This window comes from Haemophilus sp. HN_Hi10 (assembly GCF_049821985.1).
Lineage (GTDB): Bacteria > Pseudomonadota > Gammaproteobacteria > Enterobacterales > Pasteurellaceae > Haemophilus > Haemophilus influenzae_D.
In genome coordinates this window covers 513,308-538,832 of the sequence record NZ_CP187495.1, presented here as the reverse complement: position 1 = coordinate 538,832, position 25,525 = coordinate 513,308, and the positions used below count along the sequence as shown (strand labels likewise).

Here is a 25,525-nt window from a genome sequence, read left to right as displayed (position 1 = left end):
TTGTCTTTTGCCCCTGTCCTTTTGCCTGAGCGTTTGAAAAACGATTGAAAAATTAACCGCTCTTTTGCGCCTTCGGCGTCCATTTCTAAAATGGATCTCTCCAAGGGTTCGTCCAGTAACAGTCCCTGCCATCGCACCTGAAAGATTTTACATCGTCGGTGTGGGGTCAATTCCCCACTCTCCAGCTACCTTCATCCGAACTCACTTTCCATTAGATACTGAAAAGTGTGCGAATTCTAACAAAATAGGAAATGAATTTCAAAAAGGAATTTTTATGTAGAAAAATCACTTTATTCAATATCTCCGCAAAAACGATAGCCTTCTCCATGTATAGTCATAATGATATTTGGAGTATTTGGATGATCTTCAAAATGTTTTCTGATACGTCGAATTGTGACATCTACGGTACGATCCTGAGGTTTTAACTCTCGTCCCGTCATTTTTTTCAGCAATTCTTCGCGCGTTTGCAATTTTCCTGGATTTTCACAGAAATGTAACATTGCACGGAATTCACTGCGAGGAAGTTTGAATTCTTGTCCTTCTGGTGTAATTAAACTGTGGCTATTTAGGTCTAATTTCCAACCATTAAAACGATAGAATTCTCGACCAAATGTATTTTCTTTTTCTTGATGTGGCATTGTACGATGCAATAGATTACGTGCGCGGATAGTCAGTTCTCTAGGGTTAAAAGGTTTGGTTAAATAATCGTCGGCACCAATTTCCAGACCTAAAATTTTATCCACTTCATTATCTCGACCAGTTAAAAAAATAAGAGGTAAGCTTAATTCTTCACGGAGTTCTCTTGCCAATAATAAGCCGTTTTTACCTGGTAAATTAATATCCATCACAACCAAATTAATATTATGATTTGTCAATATATGATGCATTTCAACACCATTTTCTGCTTCAAATACATCATATCCTTCCGCTTCAAAAATCCCTTTAAGCGTATTTCGAGTGACGATTTCATCTTCAACAACGAGAATTTTTGGAGTAGCCATTTTCCATCCTTATACTTATTTTGGCGTATGCTATCAAAGCTATCATTCTAGCTGTGCAAAATTATTGTAACAATAAAAAAGTGCGGTATTTTTTTTACCTGATTTTCCTTTTTGTGATCTAAATCATAGTTTTAGGTATTCAACTTTCTTTGTGATAGAATTTCGAGCATCTATATTTTTACACTCAATTCTATGAAAAAACTCTTTCTTTTTTTTACGCTGATTTTCACTGCTTTTGCGGCTAATTCAGGTTTATTCGATAAAAAACAAACCTTTTTAAAAGTAGATGATGCTTTTGCTTTTTCTGCTACTTTATCTACAGATAAAAGCCAGTTACAAGCCCATTGGGATATTGCCGATGGCTATTATTTGTATCAAGATAAAATTAGTGCTGAGTTAGTCGGTAAATCAAATTCTCTCTCTTTACATACCCAACAGGCAGCGGAATTACATCAAGATCCTTATTTTGGCGAAGTGCAAGTTTTTACTCACTCAATTGATGGAATATTTAGCGGAACATTTAATAATGCTGATGATAAGGTTGAAATTACTTATCAAGGATGTACCGAAGGTTTTTGCTATCCGCCTGAAACTAAAGTATTGCGAATTGGCGATTTAGCTCTTTCTCAAGAGCAAATTGTCGAAAAAACAGTTGAAAAAAATACCGCACTTTTATCTGAACAAGATCGTTTAGCTGATGGTTTATTCCATAGTAAATGGGCAATTTTCGGTTTCTTTTTATTGGGATTGGGACTGGCTTTTACGCCTTGCGTATTGCCAATGTTACCGTTGCTTTCTGCTATTGTTATCGGTCAGCAACAACGTCCAAATATGATGCGTGCGTTTAGTTTAGCTTTTCTTTACGTTCAAGGTATGGCACTGACTTACACTTTGTTAGGGCTTGCAGTGGCAGCCATCGGTTTGCCGTTCCAAATTGCTTTGCAACATCCTTATGTGATGATTGGGCTTTCTATTTTATTTGTTGTGCTTGCCCTTTCAATGTTTGGCTTATTTACTATTCAATTGCCAAATAGCTTACAAAATAAACTAAATACGTGGAGCCAAAAACAAACATCGGGTGCTTTTGGCGGTGCCTTTGCAATGGGAATGATTGCTGGGCTTGTGGCATCACCTTGCACATCTGCACCTCTTTCTGGCGCTTTACTTTATGTGGCACAAAGTGGCGATTTATTCACAGGTGCAGCAACCCTTTATTTACTTGCACTGGGTATGGGCGTGCCGCTAATGTTAATCACATTGTTTGGTAATAAAATTTTGCCAAAATCAGGCGAATGGATGAATACCGTAAAACAAACATTCGGCTTTGTTATGTTGGCGTTACCTGTGTTTTTACTTTCTCGTATTTTGCCTGAAGTATGGGAACCTCGCTTATGGGCTGGGTTAGCGACAGTATTTTTTATTTGGTTTGCGTTGCAGATGTCTAAGAACGGTTTTGGCTATGTTATTAAAATTATTAGTTTTGCGTTGGCTATGGTTACTGTACAACCCCTGCAAAATTGGATTTGGCAAACTCAAACTACAACACAAAGTGCGGTAGAAAATATGCCTGTTTCTCAAGTTAAATTTAAGCAAATTAAAAATACTGAAGAACTTGACCGCACTTTAGCGGAAAATCCGCATTCAATTGCTATGTTGGATTTATACGCGGATTGGTGTGTTGCTTGTAAAGAATTTGAAAAGCTGACGTTTTCAGATCCACAAGTGCAACAGCAATTTCAAAATATCTTATTGTTACAAGTGAATATGACAAAGAATAGCCCAGAAAATAAAGCATTAATGGAACGCTTTAATGTGATGGGATTGCCTACGATTTTATTTTTTGATCAGCAAAATAATGAAATTAAAGGAAGTAGAGTAACGGGCTTTATGGATGCTGATGCTTTTTCTAATTGGATTGAAAAGCTACTTTAGTTATTTTTTACTTTTGGTAAAAAGTATTTTTCAATTTTAATTATTGTTTGACTATCCGTTAAAGATTAATATGACGCCGTTTTAATTCATCTTTAAACAAAAGGAAAGCAAAATGAACAATCTTGAAAAATATCGCCCGTATTTCTTGGCATTTTTACGTATCGTTGTCGCTTATATGTTTATTTTACACGGCACGGCAAAATTTTTGGAATTTCCAATTTCTATGACTGGAGGAAATGGTGCAGTAGGCGATCCAATGCTACTAGTGGCAGGCGTAATTGAAATTGTTGGTTCCATTTTATTAATCTTAGGTTTATTTACACGCCAAGCTGCGTTTATTTTGTCAGGGGAAATGGCATATGCCTATTTCTTTATGCACGTAGCAGGAAAAGGAAATCTATTTTTCCCAATTGCAAATGGCGGCGAACTTGCATTACTTTACTCACTTCTCTTTCTATATTTTGTATTTTCTGGCGCAGGTGCTTGTGCTTTAGATAATAAGTTTTTTAAAAAGTAGTTTAGTTGTAGTTTCATAATTTTATCCTTATTTTTGCCCACATTTATGTGGGCTTTTTTATGCCTGAAATTTATCGTATTTTTACCGCACTTTAAGAAATTATATTTAATCTTTTCTATATTTAAGCAAACGTTTGCGTTATAATTCTCATCGCTTATTTTTAACTATTTAATGAAAGGAAAATACAATGGCAGATCGTCCAATTCGTCAGGCTTTACTGAGTGTGTCTGATAAAACGGGTATTGTAGAGTTTGCTCAAGGTTTAGTTAAACGCGGTGTAAAACTACTTTCAACAGGCGGAACGGCAAAACTTTTAGCACAAAATGGTTTACCTGTAATTGAAGTGTCTGATTACACAGGTTTTCCTGAAATGATGGACAGTCGAGTAAAAACCTTACATCCAAAAATACACGGCGGGATTCTTGGTCGTCGTGGTACGGACGATGCCATTATGCAACAACATAGTATTGAAGGCATTGATATGGTTGTTGTGAATTTATATCCCTTTGCAGCTACAGTTGCTAAACCAGATTGCACCTTGACTGATGCAGTAGAAAATATCGATATTGGGGGGCCAACAATGGTGCGTTCTGCGGCGAAAAACCACAAAGATGTAGCAATCGTAGTTAATAATAATGATTTTAACGCCATTCTTACAGAAATGGATAAACACCAAAACAGCCTAACTTTTGAAACTCGTTTTGACCTTGCGATTAAAGCATTTGAACATACCGCTCAATATGATTCTATGATTGCCAACTATTTCGGTCAGTTAGTAAAACCTTATCATATTGCAGAGGAAGAAGAGGCGAATGCGAAGTGCGGTCAATTTCCACGCACTTTAAATCTTAATTTCGTGCGTAAACAAACCATGCGTTATGGCGAAAATTCCCATCAAAATGCCGCCTTCTATGTTGATTTAAATGTGCAAGAAGCGAGCGTGGCTACAGCTAATCAACTGCAAGGTAAAGCCTTGTCTTACAATAATATTGCCGACACTGATGCAGCACTTGAATGCGTGAAAGAATTTGACGAGCCAGCTTGTGTTATCGTTAAACACGCTAATCCCTGTGGTGTGGCGTTAGGTAAGGATATTTTAGACGCTTATCATCGCGCTTACCAAACCGATCCAACGTCTGCATTTGGCGGAATTCTTGCTTTTAACCGTGAATTAGATGAAAAAACAGCAAATGAAATTGTGGAACGCCAATTCGTCGAAGTGATTATTGCACCGAAAGTTTCTGCTGAAGCGCAAGAAGTAATGAAACGCAAGAAAAATGTCCGTTTGCTTGAATGTGGAGGATTGACCTCACGTTCTGAACGTTTAGATTTCAAACGTGTAAATGGTGGTTTATTAGTACAAGATGCTGATTTAGGTATGGTTGGTTTGGATGATTTAAAAGTGGTGAGTAAACGTCAGCCAACTGAACAAGAATTAAAAGACTTATTATTCTGCTGGAAAGTAGCAAAATTTGTGAAATCTAATGCTATTGTTTACGCTAAAGATAATCAAACTGTTGGCATTGGTGCAGGTCAAATGAGTCGCGTATATTCTGCGAAGATTGCAGGTATTAAAGCGAAAGATGAAGGTTTAACCGTAGCCGGTTGTGTAATGGCTTCTGATGCATTCTTCCCATTCCGTGACGGTATTGATGCAGCGGCGAAAGTAGGTATTCAATGTGTTATTCATCCAGGTGGATCAATGCGCGATCAAGAAGTCATCGATGCTGCAGATGAACATAATATGGTCATGGTATTAACTGGGATGCGACATTTTAGACATTAAATATTGCAGGAGGGACCTAGGGTAACAAGTTACCCTAGGTTAGTTATAATTTTGCCCTAAAGGGCAAGAGTAATGTTCCCCAAAGGGGAACAATTATGCTTAACCGTGGGTATACTTACCCTCGGTGATTCACAAACGCAAGGATTATTATGAACATTCTTATCATCGGAAACGGCGGTCGTGAACACGCTCTGGCTTGGAAAGCTGCACAATCTCCATTAGCAGATAAAGTTTTTGTCGCACCGGGTAACGCTGGCACTGCATTGGAACACAAAGTAGAAAACGTGAATATTTCTGCGACAGATATTCCAGCCTTAGTGAAATGTGCTCAAGATAAACAAATTGGATTAACCATTGTTGGCCCTGAAGCTCCGTTAGTAATTGGTGTTGTTGATACATTTCGCAAGGCAGGATTGAAAATTTTTGGCCCAACTCAAGCAGCGGCGCAATTGGAAGGTTCCAAAGCATTTACTAAAGATTTTCTTGCTCGTCATAAAATTCCAACAGCGGAATATCAAAACTTTACCGAAGTCGAACCAGCATTGGCTTACTTGCGTGAGAAAGGCGCACCAATTGTCGTTAAAGCAGATGGTTTAGCTGCGGGTAAAGGCGTAATCGTTGCGATGACCTTGCAAGAGGCGGAAAACGCTGTGCATGATATGCTTTCTGGCAATGCCTTTGGCGAAGCGGGGAGCCAAGTAGTAATTGAAGAGTTTCTAGATGGCGAAGAAGCCAGTTTTATCGTAATGGTAGACGGTAAAAATGTTGAGCCTATGGCGACTAGCCAAGATCATAAACGTGTTGGCGAAAATGATACGGGATTAAATACAGGCGGTATGGGCGCGTATTCGCCTGCACCTGTGGTAACACCCGAAATTTATAGTCGCATTATGCGGGAAGTGATTTATCCGACGGTTAATGGCATGGCGGAAGAAGGCAATGTTTACACCGGTTTTCTGTATGCAGGATTAATGATTATGCCAAACGGTCAGCCGAAAGTGATCGAATTTAACTGCCGTTTTGGCGATCCAGAAACCCAGCCAATAATGCTACGTCTCAAATCAGACCTTGTTGAACTCTGTCTTAAAGCATGTGACGGCAAATTAGATGAAGTAACATCACAGTGGAATCCACAGGCTTCTTTAGGTATCGTATTGGCTGCAGAGGGATACCCAAAAGATTATCGCAGAGGCGATGAAATAAGCGGATTGCCTAAAAGTGCGGTCAAAAACGAGAAAGTTTTCTTAGCGGGTGTCTCAGAACAAGAAGGCAAATTAGTTACAAATGGCGGTCGTGTGCTTTGTGCTACGGCATTAGGTGAAAGCGTATTTGAGGCACAACAGAAAGCCTTAAAATTGGCTGAGCAGATTCAATGGACAGGGCGTTTTTATCGTCGAGATATTGGTTATAGGGCTGTGGAACGAGAGTTGCAAAAATAATTCATATCATTATGATGAATTAATTTCATTTAAGTAATGAAAATTTAGGAATGAAATTTTAATTAAGTTTTTATCCATAAACAGTTAAACTATCTACCATAAATTATATAACAGGAGAACACAATGTTTACAAGAAATATGACTATTGCTGATTACGATCCAGTATTGTGGCAAGCGATCCAAGATGAAAATCGTCGTCAAGAAGAGCATATCGAACTCATTGCATCTGAAAACTATGCGAGTCCACGTGTGATGGAAGCTCAAGGTTCACAATTCACTAATAAATACGCTGAAGGCTATCCAGGTAAACGTTATTACGGTGGTTGTGAGTATGCAGACATTGTGGAGCAGTTAGCCATTGATCGTGCGAAAGAATTATTTGGTGCAGATTACGTGAATGTTCAACCGCACTCTGGTTCACAAGCAAACGCTGCAGTGTATGGTGCGTTGATTAATGCAGGCGATACTATTTTAGGTATGGATTTGGCTCACGGTGGTCACTTAACTCACGGTGCAAAAGTCAGTTTCTCTGGCAAGATTTATAACTCTGTGCTTTATGGAATCACTGCGGATGGCTTAATTGATTATGAAGATGTTCGTCAAAAAGCATTAGAATGTAAACCAAAACTTATCGTTGCTGGTTTCTCGGCTTATTCACAAGTTGTGGATTGGGCGAAAATGCGTGAAATCGCAGATGAAGTTGGTGCGTATTTATTTGTGGATATGGCACACGTAGCAGGATTAATTGCAGCGGGTTTATATCCAAATCCACTTCCGCACGCACATGTTGTAACCACTACCACCCACAAAACATTAGGCGGCCCACGTGGTGGTTTAATTCTTTCATCTTGTGGCGATGAAGAAATCTACAAAAAATTACAATCATCCGTATTCCCTGCAAATCAAGGTGGTCCATTAGTTCATATTATTGCGGCAAAAGCAGTTTGCTTTAAAGAAGCATTAGAGCCTCAATATAAAGAATACCAAGCAAATGTAATCAAAAATGCGAAAGCAATGGTTGATGTATTTAAACAACGTGGTTATGACGTTGTATCAAATGGTACTGAAAACCACTTGTTCTTAGTAAGTTTCATTAAACAAGGATTAACAGGTAAAGCAGCTGATGCGGCATTAGGCAAAGCAAATATTACCGTGAATAAAAATGCTGTGCCAAACGATCCGCAAAAACCATTTGTTACTTCAGGTATCCGTGTAGGCACACCATCCGTGACTCGCCGTGGTTTCAATGAAAATGATGTTCGTGAATTAGCAGGCTGGATGTGTGATGTTTTAGATGCTTTAGGCAAAGAAAATGAAGAACAAGTGATTGCTGAAACTAAAGAAAAAGTATTAGCAATTTGTAAACGTCTTCCAGTTTATCCGAAATGATTTATTTTCTTTCGTTGATTATATGGTTAGCGGCGATTAATATCGCCGCTTATTTTTTATGGGAAATTATATGACTTATATTGTTGGCTTAACTGGTGGCATTGGTAGTGGTAAAACAACGATTGCTAATTTATTTGCTGATCTTGGCGTACCTCTAGTGGATGCGGATGTGGTTGCTAGAGAAGTCGTCGAGAAAGATTCTCCCTTATTGTCAAAAATTGTTGAACATTTTGGTACTCAAATTTTAACGGATCAAGGCGAGCTTAATCGTGCAGCTTTACGTGAAATAGTGTTTCATCATGATGAAGAAAAACAGTGGTTAAATAATCTCTTACATCCCGCTATTCGTGAACGAATGAAACAACAACTTTCTGAACAAACTGCGCCTTACACATTATTTGTCGTCCCTTTATTAATAGAAAATAAATTGACCGCACTTTGTGATCGTATTTTGGTGGTGGATGTGAGTCCACAAACTCAACTTGCTCGTTCAGCTCAACGAGATAACAATAATTTTGAACAAATTCAACGGATTATGAATTCTCAAGTTTCTCAACAAGCGCGTTTAAAATGGGCAGATGATGTGATTAACAATGATGCTGAACTGGCTCAAAACTTACCGCACTTGCAGCAAAAGGTGCTAGAATTGCACCAGTTTTATTTACAACAAGCGGAAAATAAAAATGTCTGACGAAATAATTGAAGTACCTTGTCCGATTTGCCAAAAATCGGTGCCTTGGACAAATGAAAGTACTTTTCGACCTTTTTGTAGCAAACGTTGCCAATTAATCGATCTTGGCGAATGGGCGGCTGAAGAAAAAGCGATTCCAAGTGATACTGCTGATTTTGCAATGGATCCAAATGTGAGTGACGAATGGAGCATTAAATAGAGATTAACCGATAGGAAACCCTATCGGTTAATTTTTATAAGTGCACTCCTTTTTTGAGGATTTTCCCTAAGCATGCTATGCTAAACGTAATTTTATTATTCTAAAATGTGATTTTTATGCAACAAGATTATTTAAGCCAACAACGATTCTCCGCTCTTCCTCTACATCCGATTGTGCGAGGTGCTTTGGCAAAAAAAGGCTTTGATTTTTGTACCCCAATTCAGGCTTTATCCTTGCCTATCAGTTTAAATGGACGAGATGTCGCAGGACAAGCTCAAACTGGTACAGGCAAGACAATGGCTTTTTTAACGGCTACTTTTCACCATCTTTTAACTCACCAAGATCCTAATCTTGAATATCCTCACCCAAGAGCTTTGATTTTAGTACCTACTCGAGAATTAGCGGTGCAGATTAGTAATGACGCAGAATTTCTTGCAAAAGCCTGTGAATTAAAGACCGCACTTGCCTATGGTGGCGATGGTTATGATAAACAACTACAAGCGATTGAGCGTGGCGTCGATATTTTGATTGGTACGACGGGGCGAGTCATTGATTATGTAAAACAAGGCGTAATTGGTTTAGATGAAATTCAAGTTGTCGTGCTAGATGAGGCGGATCGAATGTTCGATCTTGGATTTATCCGTGATATTCGTTATTTATTGCGTAAATGCCCCGTTCCGCAATCTCGTTTAACGATGTTATTTTCAGCGACGCTTTCTTATAAAGTGCGTGAATTAGCATTCGAGGATATGAATGACCCTGAATATATTGAAATAGAACCGGAACAAAAAACAGGTCATCGCATTAAAGAAGAACTTTTTTATCCATCTAATCAGGATAAAATGGCACTTCTCTTAACCTTAATGGAAGATGAATGGCCTGAGCGTTGTATTGTGTTTGCGAATACGAAACATCGTTGTGAAGAAATTTGGGGTTATTTGGCTGCTGATGGGCATCGTGTTGGCTTACTGACTGGCGATGTAGCACAGAAAAAACGTTTGTCCTTATTAAAACAATTTACTGATGGTAATTTAGATATTTTAGTAGCAACAGATGTGGCTGCTCGTGGCTTGCATATTTCTGATGTGACGCATGTTTTCAATTATGATTTACCCGATGATCGAGAAGATTACGTTCATCGAATTGGCCGTACTGGACGAGCAGGGGAAAGTGGCGTTTCTATTAGTTTTGCTTGCGAAGAATATGCGATGAATTTACCGGCAATTGAAGAATATATTGGCCATTCTATCCCTGTGAGCCAATATGAAACAGAAGCCTTGCTTGAACTGCCGAAACCATATCGTTTAAAACGTGCGGTACCACCGCAAGGGCATACAAGACATCGTTCTTATCACACAAAATAGTGATATAATTTTTTTAGTCTCAATAATTAATAAGGAGATCATTGTGGCCATTTTAGTGACAGGTGGTACCGGTTATATCGGTTCTCACACAGTTGTAGAATTATTAAATGCTGGCAAAGAGGTGGTGGTATTAGATAATCTTTGCAATTCATCGCCAAAATCCCTTGAACGCGTAAAACAAATTACGGGCAAAGACGCAAAGTTTTATGAAGGCGATATTTTAGATCGTACTTTGTTACAAAAAATTTTTGCAGAAAATGAGATTAGCTCTGTTATTCACTTTGCAGGGTTAAAAGCCGTAGGGGAAAGTGTTCAAAAGCCGACAGAATATTACATGAACAATGTCGCTGGCACCCTTGTATTAATTCAAGAAATGAAAAAAGCGGGTGTTTGGAACTTTGTATTTAGCTCATCTGCAACAGTTTACGGTGATCCAAAAATTATTCCAATTACAGAAGATTGCGAAGTGGGCGGTACAACCAACCCTTATGGTACCTCTAAATATATGGTTGAACAGATTTTACGCGATACAGCAAAAGCGGAACCCAAATTTAGTATGACTATCTTGCGTTATTTTAATCCAGTTGGGGCGCATGAAAGTGGCTTAATTGGTGAAGATCCAAATGGTATTCCAAATAATTTATTACCTTATATTAGCCAAGTCGCTATTGGAAAATTAGCACAGCTTTCTGTATTTGGTAGTGATTATGACACTCACGATGGAACTGGGGTGCGTGATTATATTCATGTAGTTGATTTAGCCGTTGGGCATTTAAAAGCACTTCAACGTCATGAAAATGATGCTGGTTTACATATTTATAACCTTGGTACAGGTCATGGTTATTCCGTATTAGATATGGTAAAAGCCTTTGAAAAAGCCAACGATATTACAATTGCATATAAACTTGTAGAACGCCGCGCTGGCGATATTGCCACTTGTTATTCTGATCCTAGTTTAGCTGCAAAAGAGCTTGGTTGGGTGGCAGAACGTGGTCTTGAAAAAATGATGCAAGACACGTGGAACTGGCAGAAAAATAATCCAAAAGGGTATAGAGATTAATATTCTCTAATATTTGTTTTTCTTTTTTAGGAAGAAGAATGCTAAACATTGGGGGAATGATTAAAAATCCCCTAATTTTTACACTTATCCTTTAATTGAAAGGCGAAGTTTCTAAAATACAACCAAAATTAACCGCACTTTATGTCAAATTCCCTTTCTTCCCAAATTTTTACGCGCAAAATGTTGATTTGCGTATTCACAGGTTTTAATTCTGGTTTGCCATTATTTGTGTTATTGCAAATGTTGCCTGTTTGGCTGACGGATAAGCATCTCTCAATTGAGCTTATTGGTGCGGTAACCGGTGTGATGTTGCCTTATGGATTAAAATTTTTGTGGGCACCATTATTGGATCGTTATTTCCCGAGTTTTTTAGGGCGTCGTCGTAGCTGGATGCTGCTTTCACAAGTGGCATTATTGATTTTACTTTACATAATTAGCCTGTTTGATCCGCTCACACAACTGAGCGTGGTGGCAAATATTGCGTTGCTTATCGCCTTTTTTTCAGCCACACAAGATATCGTGTTGGATGCGTATCGTCGTGAAATTTTGACTGATCATGAATTAGGTTTGGGAAACACTATTCATATTAATGCTTATCGAATTGCAGGATTAATTCCGGGTGGATTATCGCTCTATTTGGCGGCGATTTATCCTTGGGAAACCGTCTTTTTATGGACCGCACTTTGTATGTTAGTGGGCATCTTTATGACGTTATTTTTAGCCAAAGAGCCAAAAATAGACATGCAGCAATCTAATCAGCCGTTCTATCAAGCATTTTGGATTCCATTACAAGAATTTTTCCAGCGTAAGGGCGTTATTCAGGCTATCGGTTTTTTACTGTTTTTGTTTTTGTATAAGTTCGGGGATTCTTTTGCCACAACGCTACAAACCAAATTTATTTATGATATGGGCTTTAGCAAAGAGGATATAGCAATTGTTGTAAAAAGTACCGCACTTTGGTCAAGTATTTTATCTGGGCTTGCTGGTGGTATGATAATGCTAAAACTGGGTATTAACCGTGCATTGTGGCTATTTGGGCTTGTACAAATGGTAACAATTGGTGGGTTTATTTGGTTGTCTGCTTTCGGTCATTTTGATGTTATTACATCAGCCGAGTTATGGAAACTAGGTGTTGTGATTGCCGCAGAATATATTGGCGTTGGACTTGGCACCGCGGCTTTTGTGGCTTTTATGGCGCGTGAGAGTAATCCTCTTTATACTGCAACGCAACTTGCACTTTTTACAAGCCTTTCAGCTTTGCCTAGTAAAGTTTTAGGTATGCTTTCTGGTTATGTAGTGGGAGCAGTGGGGTATTATCAGTATTTTTGGTTTTGTTTATTTTTAGCGATTCCAGGCATGCTTTGTTTATTTTGGGTAGCACCTTGGAATCAACAAAATCATAAGACCAGCTCTGTATAAAAGTGCGGTAAAAATTATAAAAAATTTGACCGCACTATGCTTTATCAGTATCTTAATCACGTTTTTTATTAATGGAGATTTTTATGAAAATTATTCTTTTAGGTGCGCCGGGTGCAGGTAAAGGCACTCAAGCACAATTTATTATGAACAAATTTGGTATCCCACAAATTTCAACTGGTGATATGTTCCGTGCTGCAATCAAAGCGGGGACTGAACTTGGCAAACAAGCTAAAGCATTAATGGATGAAGGTAAATTAGTACCAGATGAATTAACCGTTGCGCTTGTAAAAGATCGTATTGCACAACCTGACTGCGCAAATGGTTTCTTGTTAGATGGTTTCCCTCGTACCATTCCACAAGCGGATGCTCTAAAAGATTCAGGTGTTAAAATTGATTTTGTTTTAGAATTTGATGTACCAGACGAAGTGATTGTTGAACGTATGAGCGGTCGCCGTGTACACCAAGCATCTGGTCGTTCTTACCACATCGTTTATAATCCACCGAAAGTGGAAGGTAAAGATGATGTAACTGGCGAAGATTTAATTATTCGTGCAGACGATAAACCAGAAACTGTGTTAGATCGTTTAGCCGTATATCATAAACAAACCAGCCCATTAATTGATTATTACCAAGCAGAAGCAAAAGCGGGCAATACTCAATATTTCCGTTTAGACGGTACACAAAAAGTGGAAGAAGTTAGCCAAGAGTTAGATAAAATTTTAGGCTAAAAATAATCAAAAAATTAACCGCACTTTAGAAAATATAATTAAGCTGCACCTTAAAGGCTAAATAAATCAGCGAATTAAAGTGCAGATTTTTTATAAACTACCTAAATTTATAATAGGCTGAAAAAAGTGCGGTATTTTTTCAGCCTATTTTTAGAAAATCACTTCTCGTCTTTGAAGCCTGACTCAACGCCACTCATATCAGGTAATTGGTGTGCAATACCTTTGTGACAGTCGATACAAGTTTTACCTTCAGTTTTCATTTTTTGGTGCATACGTGCTGCCACAGAACGTTGATCATTGAAATTCATTCGATCCACATTATGGCAATTACGACATTCTTTAGAATCGTTAGCTTTCATACGAGCCCATTCATTTTGAGCCATTTCTAAACGATGCGCATTGAATTTTTCTAAGGTATCCACTTTTCCAGTATAGTGAGCATATACTTCTTTAGCCGCTATAATTTTACGTTTCATTTTTGCACCAAATTCGTGTGGTACGTGACAATCTGGACAACTTGCCCCCACGCCAGTACGAGTTTGATAATGCACGCTATGTAAATATTCTGGATAAGCATCTTGCATATGGCAGCTTGCACAGAACTGTTCTGTGTTGGTTTTCTCTAAACCATAGTTAAAACCAACCCAAGAAAGAATACCGCCAATAGCCGATAAGATAATAATCGTACCAATTGCCATACGGCTTGGTTTTCTAAACCATTGCCAGAAACGCTTTAAGATATTTGGTTTTTTCTCAGACATATAGACCTCTTAAATTAGTTTCCGTAACCTTTCATCGGTTTGAAATCATTTGGAACAATTGGATCTACGTTTGCTTGAGAAACGTGGCATTGTAAACAGAAATAACGACGTGGCGATGAACTTGAACCTACTTTTCCATCACGATCCATAAAGTGAGTTGGGCTGATTCGAGTTGCACCGCTCAAACGAGAATTTTCTGGGCTGTGACAATTTAAACATTGATTTACATTTTTTGTCACTTGATAGTTTGCCACACTATGTGGAACCATTGGAGGTTGATTTACATAGTTCAATGCGGGTAATTCGCTTTGACGCGGTGGATTGTGAAATGCGGGTGCAATATTTTCAGCCGCTTGAGTTAAATCTTTTCCCACTGCTGGTGCATCAGATGCCATCAGTGAGCCAGCAAAAAGTGCGGTAAATAATCCCGCTAAAATTTTAGATACCTGTTTAGTCATATTAATCACTCCCCTGAATGATCGAATCTGGTCGAAAATTTAAAAACTTTTTCAGCGCAAACGTCAATACAACGTCCGCAGCTGATGCAATCTTTGGAAAGCACGAGTAGGCTTTCGTCTTTTTTTCCGTGTAAAGGCGAACGTAACACTTGGGCTTCGGGACAAACATTGTAGCAATCCATACAATTATCGCATTTAGCACGATCAATCACTTTAATACGGATTAAACTTTTTGCACCAATCACACCATAAGCAGCACCAATTGGGCAAAGATGTCCACACCAGCCATGTTCTGCAATCAATAAATCAAAAAGAAAAATAACAAGTAATAACCAACCCGTTGCACCAAAACCGAATACAAAAGCTCGACCAAGTGCAGCCACTGGATTAACCCATTCCCAAAGCAACATTCCGCTGACACTACTGCCTAGTAAAATAAGCACAAGAATGCCATAACGTAAACCGCGCGAAATTTTTGCTGTTTGGCGAATGCCTAACTTACGGCGAAGCCACGCAGCACAGTCAGTCACAACATTTAGTGGGCATACCCAACCACAAAACACTTTACTACCAAGTACTGCGTAAAATAACACAATAACTGCAGCACCAATTAAAGTGAGGGCATCTGGTAAATGTCTTGCAGCCAAGCTTTCAGCGGTAATTAGAGGATCACTTAGTGGAATAGTATCGAGTAATAAACTACCACTATAATTACCTTTTAAAATCCACACGCCAAAATAAGGGCCACTCAAAAACATCGCAAGAATGCTGAGTTGGCTTAATCGACGCCAAAACAAAAAGCGGTTTGCATACCACCAGCCCCATTTTTCTCGAGCCTCTTTCCCTGCAAATTTTGGTGCATTTGCCATTATTTGCCACTCCCTAAAATAGGCGCAAGCACGGGTTCTGCTGGTTCAGGAATTACAGCTGTTCTTTCTGGCGTGCGAGTTGGTAACGAAATCATATCTTTAGGTGCAAGAGAATGGCCAGCTTTCGCTTTTTCTTCCCAACCTAAACGATAATGTTTACCTAACATACCTTTTGCCAGATCCATTGGTAAAATTTTAATCGCTGCTTCTTCTAACACACAAGCTTGCTCGCATTTTCCACATCCAGTACAGGCATCAGAATGTACTGTTGGAATAAATAAGGCGTGCTTATCAGAACGTGGATTATGTTGTTTTTCCAATGTAATCGCTTTATCGATTAATGGACAAACCCGATAACAAACATCGCAACGTAATCCTTGATAATTTAAGCAAGTTTCGTGATCTAACAGTACTGACAGCCCCATACGCGATTCATTAATATCCGTTGCTTGACGATCTAATGCACCACTAGGACAGGCTTTTGCACAAGGAATATCAGGACACATTTCACAAGGTTTATCACGCGCAATAAAATACGGTGTTCCCGCTTCTACTGGCGATAATAAAGATGCTAAATGCAACATATCGTAAGGGCAGGCTTGAACACATTGCCCACAACGAATACAAGCGGCAGAAAACGCTTTTGCATCTTGCAAAGCAAAGGGCGGACGTAATGGCACACCTTCGCGCGCAAGACTTTGATTTTGCTGCAATCCCAACAAAATCCCAACGCCAGCTAAACCACCCGCAGTACGGGTTGCTTCTTTGAGAAATTTTCTACGTTCAGGATTGAGAGCGGGTTTCTTCATTTTCTTTTTAAATTTTAACCGCACTTTCATCTTCCTCTTTTATTGGTGAGAGAAAATAAAGTGCGGTTGATTTTTACATCGTTTTTACGCAGCCTTTTCCACTTTTACCGCACATTTTTTGAAGTCGGTTTCTTTTGAAATTGGGTCTGTCGCATCTAACGTTAAATTATTTGCAAGCTGACCTGCATCAAAGAAAGTGGTAAATACTAAGCCACGAGGTGGTTTATTACGCCCGCGAGTATCCAAGTAAGAAATCATTTCGCCTCGACGAGATGAAATCTTAATTTTATCGCCGTGACGTAAACCACGTGCTTGTGCATCTAATGGGTGCATCCATACTAAATTATTTGGAAATGCGCGATGCAATTCTGGTACACGGCGTGTCATTGTACCCGTATGCCAATGTTCAAGAACACGACCTGTTGATAACCATAAATCGTATTCATTATCTGGTGACTCAGCTGGTGGTTCATAAGGTACAGCTAGAATAATCGCTTTCTTATCAGGATAACCATAGAAAGCCACACCTTCCCCTTCTTTAACATACGGATCATAGCCTTCACGGTAACGCCACAAGGTTTCTTTACCTTCTACAACTGGCCAGCGTAAACCACGCGCTTTATGATACATATCAAATGGAGCTAAATCGTGACCGTGACCACGACCAAATTCAGCGTATTCTTCAAATAAACCTTTGTGAACGTAGTAACCAAAATATTCTGATTCATCGTTTAATTGGCCTTCAGCAAGTTCGCTCAATGGGAATTTATCTACTTGACCATTTTTGAAAAGCACTTCATATAAAGTTTTACCTCTATATTCAGGCATTTGTGCAAGTAATTCTTCTGTCCACATTTCATCAGTCGTAAAGTATTTTGCGAACTCCATTAATTGCCATAAGTCTGATTTTGCTTCGCCTGGTGCTTTGACTTGCTGACGCCAGAATTGAGTACGACGTTCTGCATTACCGTAAGCCCCCTCTTTTTCTACCCACATTGCCGTTGGAAGAATTAAGTCAGCGGAAAGTGCGGATACAGTTGGGTAAGGATCTGAAACAATCACGAAGTTGCCTTCTTTACGCCAGCCTGGCAAACGCTCTTGATTAATGTTTGGCCCTGCTTGCATATTATTGTTACACATTTGCCATAACACATTCATTTTGCCATCATTCATTGCACGGTCTTGTGCAATTGTGTGTAGCCCCACTTTTTCAGAAACCGTCCCCTTTGGTAATTTCCAAATACGTTCAGCAATTTCACGGTGTTTAGGATTAGTTACCACTAAGTCTGCCGGTAAACGATGAGGGAATGAACCTACTTCACGTGCTGTACCACAAGCAGAAGGCTGACCAGTTAATGAAAATGGCCCACAACCCGGAATTGAAATTTTTCCAGTAAGTAAATGAATATTGTAGATTAATTGGTTTACCCACACACCACGTGTATGTTGGTTAAAGCCCATTGTCCAGTAGGAAACCACTTTCTTCGTTGGATCGGCATAAAGTTTCGCTAAAGTTTCTAACTGAACTTTATCTAACCCAGACATTTTCGACACTTTTTCCACAGTATATTCTGAGACAAGTTGCTTTAATTCTTCAAAAGAAGAATCGTGCATTTTCCCAGCTGTTTTATAATTCGTGTCTTTTTCTAACGGATGCTCTGGACGCAAACCATAGCCAATATTCGTTTCTCCGCGTTTAAATTTGGTATGTTTATTAACAAAATCCCAATTAATCGCATTATTTTGAATAAGATAATTGATGATATAGTTCATAATTGCCAAATCAGTTTGCGGTGTAAATATCAAACCGTGATCGGCAAGTTCAAAACTACGATGTTCGTAAGTAGAAAGCACAGTGACACGAACATCAGGATTAGAAATACGGCGATCAGTAATGCGCGACCACAAAATTGGGTGCATTTCCGCCATATTTGAGCCCCAAAGAACAAAAGCATCTGCCTGTTCAATATCATCATAACAACCCATTGGTTCATCCATACCAAAAGTACGCATAAATGCAACCGCTGCAGACGCCATACAGTGACGTGCATTCGGGTCTACGTTGTTAGAACGGAAACCTGCTTTCCAAAGTTTGTTCTTCGCATAACCTTCCCAAATGGTTGATTGTCCAGAACTAAACATACCCACTGCATTTTGCCCGTTCTTTTTAAACGCTTCTTTGAATTTCTCAGCCATTGTTTTGAACGCAAAATCCCAAGAAACTGGCACAAAATCGCCGTTCTTATCAAATTTTCCGTTTGTCATACGTAAAAGCGGCTGCGTTAAACGATCTTTACCGTACATAATTTTCGGTAAGAAATAGCCTTTAATACAGTTTAAACCACGGTTTACTTCTGCATCAGGATCGCCTTGAGATGCCACAACACGCCCATCTTTAGTCCCAACCAGCACAGCACAACCAGTACCACAGAAACGACATACGCCTTTATCCCATTTAATTTCGGATTCAGCCGCAACCACATTTTTGACTGGGATGGTTAGCCCCGCTGCCGTTGCGGCTGCCATAGCCGCATTGGCTTTCATAAAGTCTCGACGACTTAAATTCATCGCGTTTTCCCCCACGTTAAACGTTTGATTTTAAAATTATTTATTTTGTTCATCTTGCTCGTGATACACCAACGATACATTAATCACACCGTCGATATCTTTCACACTTTCCATTTTTTCAAGCAAGAGATGCTGATCGTGCGATTGCATTACCACCACAAATTTCCCAAGTTTTTCATCAAAAGTCGGAATTTCAGTATGCTCAATCGCTAAAAGTGCGGTTTGAATTGCTGATAATTTTTTTGGATTACCTTGCACGATCAATCCAACAACGTGCCAATCTCTCGCATTTTCTAATATTAAATTTGTATTATTCATTTTGTTTTAGATCGTTCATTGTTATTGCATTCACGGGGCAGCCTTGTACACAAGCCCCACAGCCATTACAAGCATCAAAATTAACTAAAGGTTGTGCTACGCCACCCATTTGTAATTTAAAACGAATCGCATTAGCTGGACAATTATCTTGGCAAGTTCGGCATTCAATACGGTGCAATGTTAAACAAGCTACGCCAATGTCGATTTTATGTGACCAAGGTAACTGGTCACGAGGATAAAAAATAGGCTGTTTACAGGCATCTACACATTTCCCACAAAAAGTACATTCGCCATTATCAAAGCACACTTCAGGAAAACCAGCATCGCCCTTTACCAAAATATTGGTTTCACAGACAGAAAGACAGTCGCCACAGCGCGTACATTGCGCTACAAAAATAGAATTTTCCACAGACCAAGGCGGTCTAATACCCACAAAATTCTGTTTTTGATTATTTTCTAAACAGCTCAATGTTGAAAATTTACCGCGTAAAAATTGTCTGCGAGGTAAACTTTCAACGGTCATAATGTCTTTTAAATATTTCTGAATGCTTCTGTAGACGAAGAATTATGTGTTTACGATGAATAAATGAAAACAACCAAAAATAGGTAGTTTGTCAATTATTTGAACTTTATTTGTTATAGATCAAAAAATCTAAGATTTAATGAATTTTGCAAGGGATTAAAACAAAACAGCATAGCGATTTTTGCTATGCTGCTTTCAATTTAGATTATTCTGCTTTTGCTGGATATTCCCACCAAATATCAAATAATTCGCTTACTTCAATTTGTTGCAAACCATTTGTTTCTAACCATTTTTTCACAGTTTCACGATGGCTTTCATCGCATTTGCCAATTTTTTCTAGGCAAACTAAACCTTCCCAATGTAAATACCCGCTACCTTCATAAGCTAATCCATTTGGTTGAATCACTTCGTTAATAAAACGATCAACGATTTCATCTACCGTTTCAATCGCAGTACCTTCTGCAAATTGGAAATTGACAAGAAAACCCAGTTCTTGAAATTCCGCAAAATGAAGTTTTTTGCGTTGGCGTTGATTGTAAGATTTAGACATTATATTTCTCCTATTAAGGTTATATTCAAACGCGTATTCTATATTAAATTCATCAATTAGGCATCGTGTTTGCCTAAAACTGATTTATTTCTTCACAAAATATAAATCCCAAACACCGTGTCCAAGTCTGTGGCCTCTGGCTTCAAATTTAGTTAAAGGTCTAAAATCTGGTCTTGGAATATAATCGCCATTTTTCGAAGTGTTCACTAAATCGGTGTTTGCGCTTAATACCTCTAGCATTTGCTCTGCATAATTTTCCCAGTCTGTCGCCATATGGATAAAACCATTTCCAGCTAATTTTTGTACAACTTGTGTCACAAAGTGCGGTTGAACAATACGACGTTTATGATGCTTTGCTTTATGCCAAGGATCGGGGAAAAATAATTGCAAACCGCCAAGTGCACCATCTGCAATACTGTCACGTAAAATTTCCGTTGCATCATGACAGATCACGCGTAAATTCGTGACGCCTTTTTCCACTGCATAAGCAATACAAGCACCAACGCCTGGAGTATGAACTTCAATGCCAAGGTAATTTTTGTCTGGATTAGCAAAAGCCATATCCACGAGCGATTTTCCCATCCCAAAGCCAATTTCTAATACAACTGGATTATCATTGCCATAAATCTTCGCAAAATCAAAAGGTTCCGTTTGATAATCTAAACCAAGTGTTCCCCAGTTATCATTCATCATGTTTTTCTGAAATTCACTCAAACGACCAGTACGTAACACAAAGCTACGGACTTTGCGTTTATAGCGGCCATCTTCGGTAAATTCTGCGGTTTCAACGGTTTTACGTTTTTGATCAGCAAAAGTTTGTGTCATAAAAATGTTATTCGTGAAAAAAATTGGCGGCGATTATACCAATTTTTCTCGTATAATAGGGCAAATTTTTTCCCAAGGTTGATTATGAAAATTGTCCGAGTGGCACTGGCTGTGCCGCTTCCTCGTTTATTTGATTATCTCGTCCCCGATGATGTTTCATTACAAATCGGTATGCGTGTTCTTGTGCCTTTTGGTACGCAAAAACGCATCGCCATTGTGGCTAATTTTCCGACAAAATCGGACGTGCCAGAGGATAAGCTTAAAGCTATTCTTAAACTATTGGATTTAACACCACTTTTTACGCCCATTTATTGGGATTGGCTGCATTGGGCAGCAAATTATTATCAAGCGGGATTAGGCGATGTGTTATTTCAAGCCTTGCCTGTGAAATTACGTAACGGCGAAAGTGCGGTGAAAAATGACCGCACTTTTTGGCGAATTACGGATGAGGGGAAAAATGCCCTTGAACAAGGCCTGTTAAAACGCTCGAAAAAGCAAGTTAAAGCTCTACAATGCTTATCTGAAACTGATCTTGAAAAAGGCAATAATGATTTTTCCTCTGCGATTTGGTCAGCCTTAAAAGCCAAAGGGTTTATTGAGGAAATGACTCTCCAAACAAAGCCCCTAAGCTGGCAACAAAGCTTAGGCGATAACCCAATTGTCAATGCTGAAAATCGTTTAACCTTAAATAAGCAACAAGCCTTAGCGTTTAGTCAATTGCGTTTTCATTCTGGTTTCAATGTATGGCTGCTCGATGGGGTGACAGGTTCAGGCAAAACAGAAATTTATCTGCAATATATTGAAGAAATTTTAAAATCGGGTAAGCAAGTATTAGTGCTTGTACCCGAAATCGGGCTAACACCTCAAACGGTGCACCGTTTTAAAGCACGTTTTAATGTAGAAATTGATGTACTGCATTCTAATTTAACCGATACGCAACGGCTTTATGTATGGGATCGCGCCCGCTCTGGACAAAGTGCCATTGTTATTGGCACGAGATCGGCATTGTTCACGCAATTTTCTAATCTTAGTGCAATTATTTTAGACGAAGAACACGACTCATCTTACAAACAGCAAGACAGTTGGCGTTACCATGCGCGAGACTTAGCGATTGTACTGGCTCAAAAACTAAATATTGCGGTATTAATGGGCTCCGCCACGCCAAGTTTAGAAAGTATTAATAATGTACAAAACGGCAAATACCAACATTTAGTTTTATCAAAAAGAGCGGGAAATTCTACCGCACTTCGTCATTTCGTTATTGATTTGAAAAATCAAAACATACAAAACGGGCTTTCAAAACCCTTATTGGAACGAATGAAAGCCCACCTTGAAAAAGGCAATCAAGTGTTGCTTTTCTTAAATCGTCGTGGCTTTGCGCCCGTATTGCTTTGCCACGAATGTGGTTGGATCGCACAATGCCCTCATTGTGAAAAACCTTATACCTATCATCAGCATCAAAATGTATTGCGTTGTCATCATTGTGGCACGCAAAAAACTATTCCTCGTCAATGTGGCGATTGCGGCTCGACTCATTTAGTCACCACAGGTCTCGGCACGGAACAATTAGAAGAAACTTTAAAAATGCTATTCCCTAATTATTCTGTAGCGCGAATCGACCGCGATAATACTTCGCGTAAAGGAAAATTGGAAGGTTATTTAGAAGATATTCAACAAGGCAAAAGTCAAATTTTGATTGGCACACAAATGCTGGCGAAAGGACATCATTTTCCGAATGTTACCCTAGTTGCCTTAGTGAATGTAGATAGTGCATTATTTTCACTGGATTTTCGTGCAGAAGAACGTTTAGCTCAACTTTATATTCAAGTTGCTGGACGAGCTGGACGTGCCGATAAACAAGGCGAAGTGGTGCTACAAACACATTATCCCGATCATCCTTTGCTTACCACCTTATTGGCAAATGGTTATCAAGCTTTTGCCAAAGAAACCTTACAATTACGCCATTCAATGGGATTACCCCCTTTCACTTTTCAGGCGTTATTCAAAGCACAGGCTAGACATTCTGAGCTTGCAGAAAATTGCTTAAGCCAAATTGCAGATTTTTTTCAATCAAAGCAAATTGCGGGATTACAAATGCTTGGCCCAATGCCTGCACCGTTCAGCAAAAAAGCAGGGCAATATCGCTGGCAGTTATTATTGCAGCATCCGTCAAGAATGACGTTGCAAAAAGCATTGAGAGAATATCAACAAGCCGAACTTGAAAAAAACAGCCAAGTGCGGTTAATTTTGGACGTTGATCCGCAAGACTTATCATAAAAAATGCGGTGAAAATTCACCGCACTTTTATCTCTAAAATCTATTTGAAATCTTCGACATCCCCCAATAGACAGGCATATTTCGCTGTATTGGGACTGGACTCCAAGGCAATTTTTAATGCCATCGTCAAAGGAACAGATAGTAGCATTCCCACTGTTCCAAGTAACCATCCCCAAAACAATAATGAAAGGAATACTACTAAGGTTGAAAGCCCTAATCGTTGCCCCATCATTTTAGGTTCAATAATGTTACCGACAACCATATTGATCGCAATAACACCGACTGCCACGCCAAAGCCAACACCAAAACCATTTAGTAATAAGGCTTGCACAATAATCGGAATAGCCGCAATGATAGAACCAATATTCGGAATATAATTCAACAAGAAACTCAAGGTTGCCCACAAAATGGCATATTGAACCCCACAGGCTTCCAACAAAATAAATACCCCAACACCAGTCAGTAAGCTCGTGATGCTTTTAATTCCAAGATAACCAATTACGCCTTGCAAAACTCGGTCAATATGGCGTTCTTCTTTGGCTGCATCATGAGGAGTTGAACTAATTACCATTGCAAATTTATGTTTCATCGTTGGTGCTTCAGCAAGCATAAAAATCACAACCAACACTAAAACAAACACATTACTGACCACACCAGAAAAATTGAGCAATACTCGGCTCACAAAATTCATAATGATGCTTGGGTCAAAATTTTCTTGGATGGTTTCACGCGAAAGCGTGAAAGGCAGATTGAAACGTTGCGATAAAGCAGTCAAATCACTTATGCGTTGTGAAAGCAAAATTTTATATTGTGGAATAGATTGGGTAAATTCTCTTGCTGTGCTGTTAATCAACCCGACTAAGAAGAAAAATACCAAAGAAATCAAGACGAAAAGTAAAGTAATGGCTAACCAATGCGGGACGCGGCGTTGGGTCATCGCCTTAATTATCGGCGAACAAATTATCGCAATAAATAGCGATAGTAAAAATGGCACCACAATTTCTGCCGCCAATTTTACGCCAGCTAAGATAATAATTACCGCAGCAATGCCAAGCAAAGTGCGGTGTAAATTTAAATTATTTTGCACTAAATCGCATCCTCGTTTTCTTCGCCCGTGCGAATGCGGATCGCTCGCTCAACGTTATAAACAAAAATTTTGCCGTCACCGATTTTGCCTGTTTGTGCCGTTTCAATAATAGCTTCAATACATTGATCCACAAGCTCATCAGGAACCACTACTTCCAATTTCACTTTCGGCAGAAAATCCACCATATATTCCGCACCACGATAAAGTTCTGTATGACCTTTTTGGCGACCAAATCCGCGTACTTCCGTGATTGTCATACCTGAAATCCCAATATCTGAAAGACTTTCTCGCACATCGTCTAATTTAAAGGGTTTAATCATTGCTTCGATTTTTTTCATGCTATTTCTCCAGATTTTCGCGTCTTGCTGATTTAGGACGGAAACTTTCAATGATTTCAGGCTTGGTATCAATATATAAGCCGTTAATCAGTTGCAAACAATAAGGCACAGCACTGAAAATACCTTTTACAAGTACATTTCCTTCTTTATCTTTCACGCCCTCTAAGGTTTCTTTAATCGCTTTAGGCTGACCCGGAAGATTTAAAATCAGGCTTTCCTTACGAATCACACCCACTTGGCGAGATAAAATTGCAGTGGGCACAAAATGCAAACTCACTTGACGCATTTGTTCGCCAAAACCCGGCATTTCTCGATCTGCTACCGCAAGGGTGGCGTCAGGCGTGACATCGCGTTTTGCAGGCCCAGTTCCACCAGTTGTCAGCACCAAATGGCAACCTTGTTCATCTACTAGCTCTTTTAATGTTTGTTCAATAACTGGCTGCTCATCGGGGATTAATCTTGTTTCTAAATGGAAAGGATCTACTAACGCTTGTTCTAACCAAGCCTGTAATTCTGGAATACCTTGATCTTGATACACGCCTGCTGATGCGCGATCAGAAACAGACACCAGACCAATTTTTAAAAGTGCGGTCATATTTTTCCTTATTTTTATAAAT

Annotated in this window: 25 protein-coding genes and 1 riboswitch; of the genes, 12 read left to right on the top strand and 13 right to left on the bottom strand. The window is 39.1% G+C overall.

The features are described from left to right. Positions 1–3: 3 nt before the first annotated feature. A riboswitch (glycine riboswitch) is annotated at positions 4–114 on the bottom strand. A gap of 176 nt (positions 115–290) precedes the next feature. Continuing rightward, positions 291–1,001 carry a two-component system response regulator ArcA gene (arcA, locus tag ACPT8Q_RS02685; RefSeq protein ID WP_005655790.1) on the bottom strand — a complete coding sequence of 237 codons (711 nt, stop codon included), beginning with the start codon at positions 999–1,001 and terminating at the stop codon, positions 291–293. Positions 1,002–1,193: 192 nt separating this feature from the next. Between arcA and ACPT8Q_RS02680 the strand changes: the two genes are divergently transcribed. From ACPT8Q_RS02680 to adk, 11 genes are all read left to right on the top strand, one after another. Next, positions 1,194–2,933: a protein-disulfide reductase DsbD gene (locus ACPT8Q_RS02680; protein ID WP_050948846.1), complete on the top strand. Its 1,740-nt coding sequence runs from the start codon at positions 1,194–1,196 to the stop codon at positions 2,931–2,933. A 112-nt stretch (positions 2,934–3,045) separates the two neighbouring features. Next, positions 3,046–3,450, top strand: coding sequence for a DoxX family protein (locus ACPT8Q_RS02675; protein WP_005655793.1), 405 nt, complete (start codon positions 3,046–3,048; stop codon positions 3,448–3,450). A 187-nt stretch (positions 3,451–3,637) separates the two neighbouring features. Then, positions 3,638–5,236 carry a bifunctional phosphoribosylaminoimidazolecarboxamide formyltransferase/IMP cyclohydrolase gene (gene purH, locus ACPT8Q_RS02670; protein WP_050948845.1) on the top strand — a complete coding sequence of 533 codons (1,599 nt, stop codon included), beginning with the start codon at positions 3,638–3,640 and terminating at the stop codon, positions 5,234–5,236. Positions 5,237–5,385: 149 nt separating this feature from the next. Beyond that, positions 5,386–6,675 carry a phosphoribosylamine--glycine ligase gene (purD, locus tag ACPT8Q_RS02665; RefSeq protein WP_050948844.1) on the top strand — a complete coding sequence of 430 codons (1,290 nt, stop codon included), beginning with the start codon at positions 5,386–5,388 and terminating at the stop codon, positions 6,673–6,675. 123 nt (positions 6,676–6,798) lie between these two features. Further along, the gene (gene glyA, locus ACPT8Q_RS02660; protein ID WP_050948843.1) at positions 6,799–8,064 is read left to right on the top strand and encodes a serine hydroxymethyltransferase; all 1,266 of its coding nucleotides are present in this window, start codon (positions 6,799–6,801) and stop codon (positions 8,062–8,064) included. Between the two features lie 70 nt (positions 8,065–8,134). Beyond that, positions 8,135–8,755, top strand: a complete 621-nt coding sequence (gene coaE / locus ACPT8Q_RS02655) for a dephospho-CoA kinase (protein WP_050948842.1) — start codon at positions 8,135–8,137, stop codon at positions 8,753–8,755. Continuing rightward, the gene (gene yacG, locus ACPT8Q_RS02650) at positions 8,748–8,954 is read left to right on the top strand and encodes a DNA gyrase inhibitor YacG (RefSeq protein WP_005645697.1); all 207 of its coding nucleotides are present in this window, start codon (positions 8,748–8,750) and stop codon (positions 8,952–8,954) included. The genes coaE and yacG overlap by 8 nt, the downstream gene beginning before the upstream one ends. Positions 8,955–9,070: 116 nt before the next feature. Then, the gene (rhlB, locus tag ACPT8Q_RS02645) at positions 9,071–10,318 is read left to right on the top strand and encodes an ATP-dependent RNA helicase RhlB (protein ID WP_061671313.1); all 1,248 of its coding nucleotides are present in this window, start codon (positions 9,071–9,073) and stop codon (positions 10,316–10,318) included. A gap of 43 nt (positions 10,319–10,361) precedes the next feature. Continuing rightward, a complete protein-coding gene (gene galE / locus ACPT8Q_RS02640; protein WP_050948840.1) occupies positions 10,362–11,378 on the top strand; it encodes a UDP-glucose 4-epimerase GalE in 1,017 nt (338 codons plus the stop codon). Between the two features lie 141 nt (positions 11,379–11,519). After that, a complete protein-coding gene (locus ACPT8Q_RS02635) occupies positions 11,520–12,797 on the top strand; it encodes an MFS transporter (protein WP_076773429.1) in 1,278 nt (425 codons plus the stop codon). 83 nt (positions 12,798–12,880) lie between these two features. Next, complete coding sequence (gene adk / locus ACPT8Q_RS02630; protein ID WP_005631284.1) at positions 12,881–13,525, top strand: adenylate kinase; 645 nt, start codon at positions 12,881–12,883, stop codon at positions 13,523–13,525. A 158-nt stretch (positions 13,526–13,683) separates the two neighbouring features. Here adk and ACPT8Q_RS02625 read toward each other — a convergent pair whose 3' ends face one another. The 9 genes from ACPT8Q_RS02625 to trmB form a co-directional block, all read right to left on the bottom strand. After that, positions 13,684–14,286, bottom strand: coding sequence for a cytochrome c3 family protein (locus tag ACPT8Q_RS02625; RefSeq protein ID WP_005649107.1), 603 nt, complete (start codon positions 14,284–14,286; stop codon positions 13,684–13,686). 14 nt (positions 14,287–14,300) lie between these two features. Then, positions 14,301–14,744, bottom strand: coding sequence for a nitrate reductase cytochrome c-type subunit (locus ACPT8Q_RS02620; RefSeq protein ID WP_005659933.1), 444 nt, complete (start codon positions 14,742–14,744; stop codon positions 14,301–14,303). Between the two features lie 5 nt (positions 14,745–14,749). Next, on the bottom strand, positions 14,750–15,613 hold the full coding sequence (napH, locus tag ACPT8Q_RS02615; protein WP_050948838.1) for a quinol dehydrogenase ferredoxin subunit NapH: 864 nt from the start codon (positions 15,611–15,613) through the stop codon (positions 14,750–14,752). Beyond that, positions 15,613–16,452 (bottom strand): ferredoxin-type protein NapG, encoded by an 840-nt coding sequence (gene napG, locus ACPT8Q_RS02610; RefSeq protein ID WP_050948837.1) that lies wholly within the window; start codon positions 16,450–16,452, stop codon positions 15,613–15,615. Before napG ends, napH begins: the two co-directional genes overlap by 1 nt. Before the next feature lie 54 nt (positions 16,453–16,506). Beyond that, the gene (gene napA / locus ACPT8Q_RS02605) at positions 16,507–18,990 is read right to left on the bottom strand and encodes a nitrate reductase catalytic subunit NapA (protein WP_044345386.1); all 2,484 of its coding nucleotides are present in this window, start codon (positions 18,988–18,990) and stop codon (positions 16,507–16,509) included. A 36-nt stretch (positions 18,991–19,026) separates the two neighbouring features. Beyond that, positions 19,027–19,308: a chaperone NapD gene (locus tag ACPT8Q_RS02600; RefSeq protein WP_005654036.1), complete on the bottom strand. Its 282-nt coding sequence runs from the start codon at positions 19,306–19,308 to the stop codon at positions 19,027–19,029. Continuing rightward, positions 19,301–19,831: a ferredoxin-type protein NapF gene (gene napF, locus ACPT8Q_RS02595; protein WP_044345389.1), complete on the bottom strand. Its 531-nt coding sequence runs from the start codon at positions 19,829–19,831 to the stop codon at positions 19,301–19,303. Before napF ends, ACPT8Q_RS02600 begins: the two co-directional genes overlap by 8 nt. Positions 19,832–20,036: 205 nt before the next feature. Continuing rightward, positions 20,037–20,381 carry a YggL family protein gene (locus ACPT8Q_RS02590; protein WP_044345390.1) on the bottom strand — a complete coding sequence of 115 codons (345 nt, stop codon included), beginning with the start codon at positions 20,379–20,381 and terminating at the stop codon, positions 20,037–20,039. A gap of 84 nt (positions 20,382–20,465) precedes the next feature. Continuing rightward, on the bottom strand, positions 20,466–21,206 hold the full coding sequence (gene trmB, locus ACPT8Q_RS02585) for a tRNA (guanosine(46)-N7)-methyltransferase TrmB (protein ID WP_050948836.1): 741 nt from the start codon (positions 21,204–21,206) through the stop codon (positions 20,466–20,468). A gap of 84 nt (positions 21,207–21,290) precedes the next feature. Here trmB and priA point away from each other — a divergent pair, with 84 nt between their 5' ends. Next, positions 21,291–23,483 carry a primosomal protein N' gene (priA, locus tag ACPT8Q_RS02580; protein ID WP_425622302.1) on the top strand — a complete coding sequence of 731 codons (2,193 nt, stop codon included), beginning with the start codon at positions 21,291–21,293 and terminating at the stop codon, positions 23,481–23,483. Between the two features lie 40 nt (positions 23,484–23,523). Here priA and ACPT8Q_RS02575 read toward each other — a convergent pair whose 3' ends face one another. Genes ACPT8Q_RS02575 through mog form a run of 3 tightly spaced genes read right to left on the bottom strand, consistent with a single transcriptional unit; the run spans position 23,524 to position 25,503 of the window. Continuing rightward, entirely contained in the window at positions 23,524–24,570 is a 1,047-nt protein-coding gene (locus ACPT8Q_RS02575; protein WP_061671314.1) for an AI-2E family transporter, read from the bottom strand. Beyond that, on the bottom strand, positions 24,570–24,908 hold the full coding sequence (gene glnB, locus ACPT8Q_RS02570) for a nitrogen regulatory protein P-II (protein ID WP_005627040.1): 339 nt from the start codon (positions 24,906–24,908) through the stop codon (positions 24,570–24,572). The genes ACPT8Q_RS02575 and glnB overlap by 1 nt, the downstream gene beginning before the upstream one ends. A 1-nt stretch (position 24,909) precedes the next feature. Beyond that, positions 24,910–25,503 carry a molybdopterin adenylyltransferase gene (gene mog, locus ACPT8Q_RS02565; protein WP_005647046.1) on the bottom strand — a complete coding sequence of 198 codons (594 nt, stop codon included), beginning with the start codon at positions 25,501–25,503 and terminating at the stop codon, positions 24,910–24,912. Positions 25,504–25,525: the final 22 nt, after the last annotated feature.

Bases quoted from the DNA above. Each gene is read 5' to 3' on its own strand.
- adk (WP_005631284.1), top strand. From the start codon at position 12,881: ATGAAAATTATTCTTTTAGGTGCGCCGGGTGCAGGTAAAGGCACTCAA.
- ACPT8Q_RS02635 (WP_076773429.1), top strand. From the start codon at position 11,520: ATGTCAAATTCCCTTTCTTCCCAAATTTTTACGCGCAAAATGTTGATT.
- purD (WP_050948844.1), top strand. From the start codon at position 5,386: ATGAACATTCTTATCATCGGAAACGGCGGTCGTGAACACGCTCTGGCT.
- yacG (WP_005645697.1), top strand. From the start codon at position 8,748: ATGTCTGACGAAATAATTGAAGTACCTTGTCCGATTTGCCAAAAATCG.
- ACPT8Q_RS02675 (WP_005655793.1), top strand. From the start codon at position 3,046: ATGAACAATCTTGAAAAATATCGCCCGTATTTCTTGGCATTTTTACGT.
- napF (WP_044345389.1), bottom strand. From the start codon at position 19,831: ATGACCGTTGAAAGTTTACCTCGCAGACAATTTTTACGCGGTAAATTT.
- ACPT8Q_RS02680 (WP_050948846.1), top strand. From the start codon at position 1,194: ATGAAAAAACTCTTTCTTTTTTTTACGCTGATTTTCACTGCTTTTGCG.
- glnB (WP_005627040.1), bottom strand. From the start codon at position 24,908: ATGAAAAAAATCGAAGCAATGATTAAACCCTTTAAATTAGACGATGTG.
- arcA (WP_005655790.1), bottom strand. From the start codon at position 1,001: ATGGCTACTCCAAAAATTCTCGTTGTTGAAGATGAAATCGTCACTCGA.
- napA (WP_044345386.1), bottom strand. From the start codon at position 18,990: ATGAATTTAAGTCGTCGAGACTTTATGAAAGCCAATGCGGCTATGGCA.
- ACPT8Q_RS02620 (WP_005659933.1), bottom strand. From the start codon at position 14,744: ATGACTAAACAGGTATCTAAAATTTTAGCGGGATTATTTACCGCACTT.
- napG (WP_050948837.1), bottom strand. From the start codon at position 16,452: ATGAAAGTGCGGTTAAAATTTAAAAAGAAAATGAAGAAACCCGCTCTC.
- coaE (WP_050948842.1), top strand. From the start codon at position 8,135: ATGACTTATATTGTTGGCTTAACTGGTGGCATTGGTAGTGGTAAAACA.
- priA (WP_425622302.1), top strand. From the start codon at position 21,291: ATGAAAATTGTCCGAGTGGCACTGGCTGTGCCGCTTCCTCGTTTATTT.
- ACPT8Q_RS02600 (WP_005654036.1), bottom strand. From the start codon at position 19,308: ATGAATAATACAAATTTAATATTAGAAAATGCGAGAGATTGGCACGTT.
- trmB (WP_050948836.1), bottom strand. From the start codon at position 21,206: ATGACACAAACTTTTGCTGATCAAAAACGTAAAACCGTTGAAACCGCA.
- ACPT8Q_RS02590 (WP_044345390.1), bottom strand. From the start codon at position 20,381: ATGTCTAAATCTTACAATCAACGCCAACGCAAAAAACTTCATTTTGCG.
- mog (WP_005647046.1), bottom strand. From the start codon at position 25,503: ATGACCGCACTTTTAAAAATTGGTCTGGTGTCTGTTTCTGATCGCGCA.
- ACPT8Q_RS02625 (WP_005649107.1), bottom strand. From the start codon at position 14,286: ATGTCTGAGAAAAAACCAAATATCTTAAAGCGTTTCTGGCAATGGTTT.
- rhlB (WP_061671313.1), top strand. From the start codon at position 9,071: ATGCAACAAGATTATTTAAGCCAACAACGATTCTCCGCTCTTCCTCTA.
- napH (WP_050948838.1), bottom strand. From the start codon at position 15,613: ATGGCAAATGCACCAAAATTTGCAGGGAAAGAGGCTCGAGAAAAATGG.
- glyA (WP_050948843.1), top strand. From the start codon at position 6,799: ATGTTTACAAGAAATATGACTATTGCTGATTACGATCCAGTATTGTGG.
- purH (WP_050948845.1), top strand. From the start codon at position 3,638: ATGGCAGATCGTCCAATTCGTCAGGCTTTACTGAGTGTGTCTGATAAA.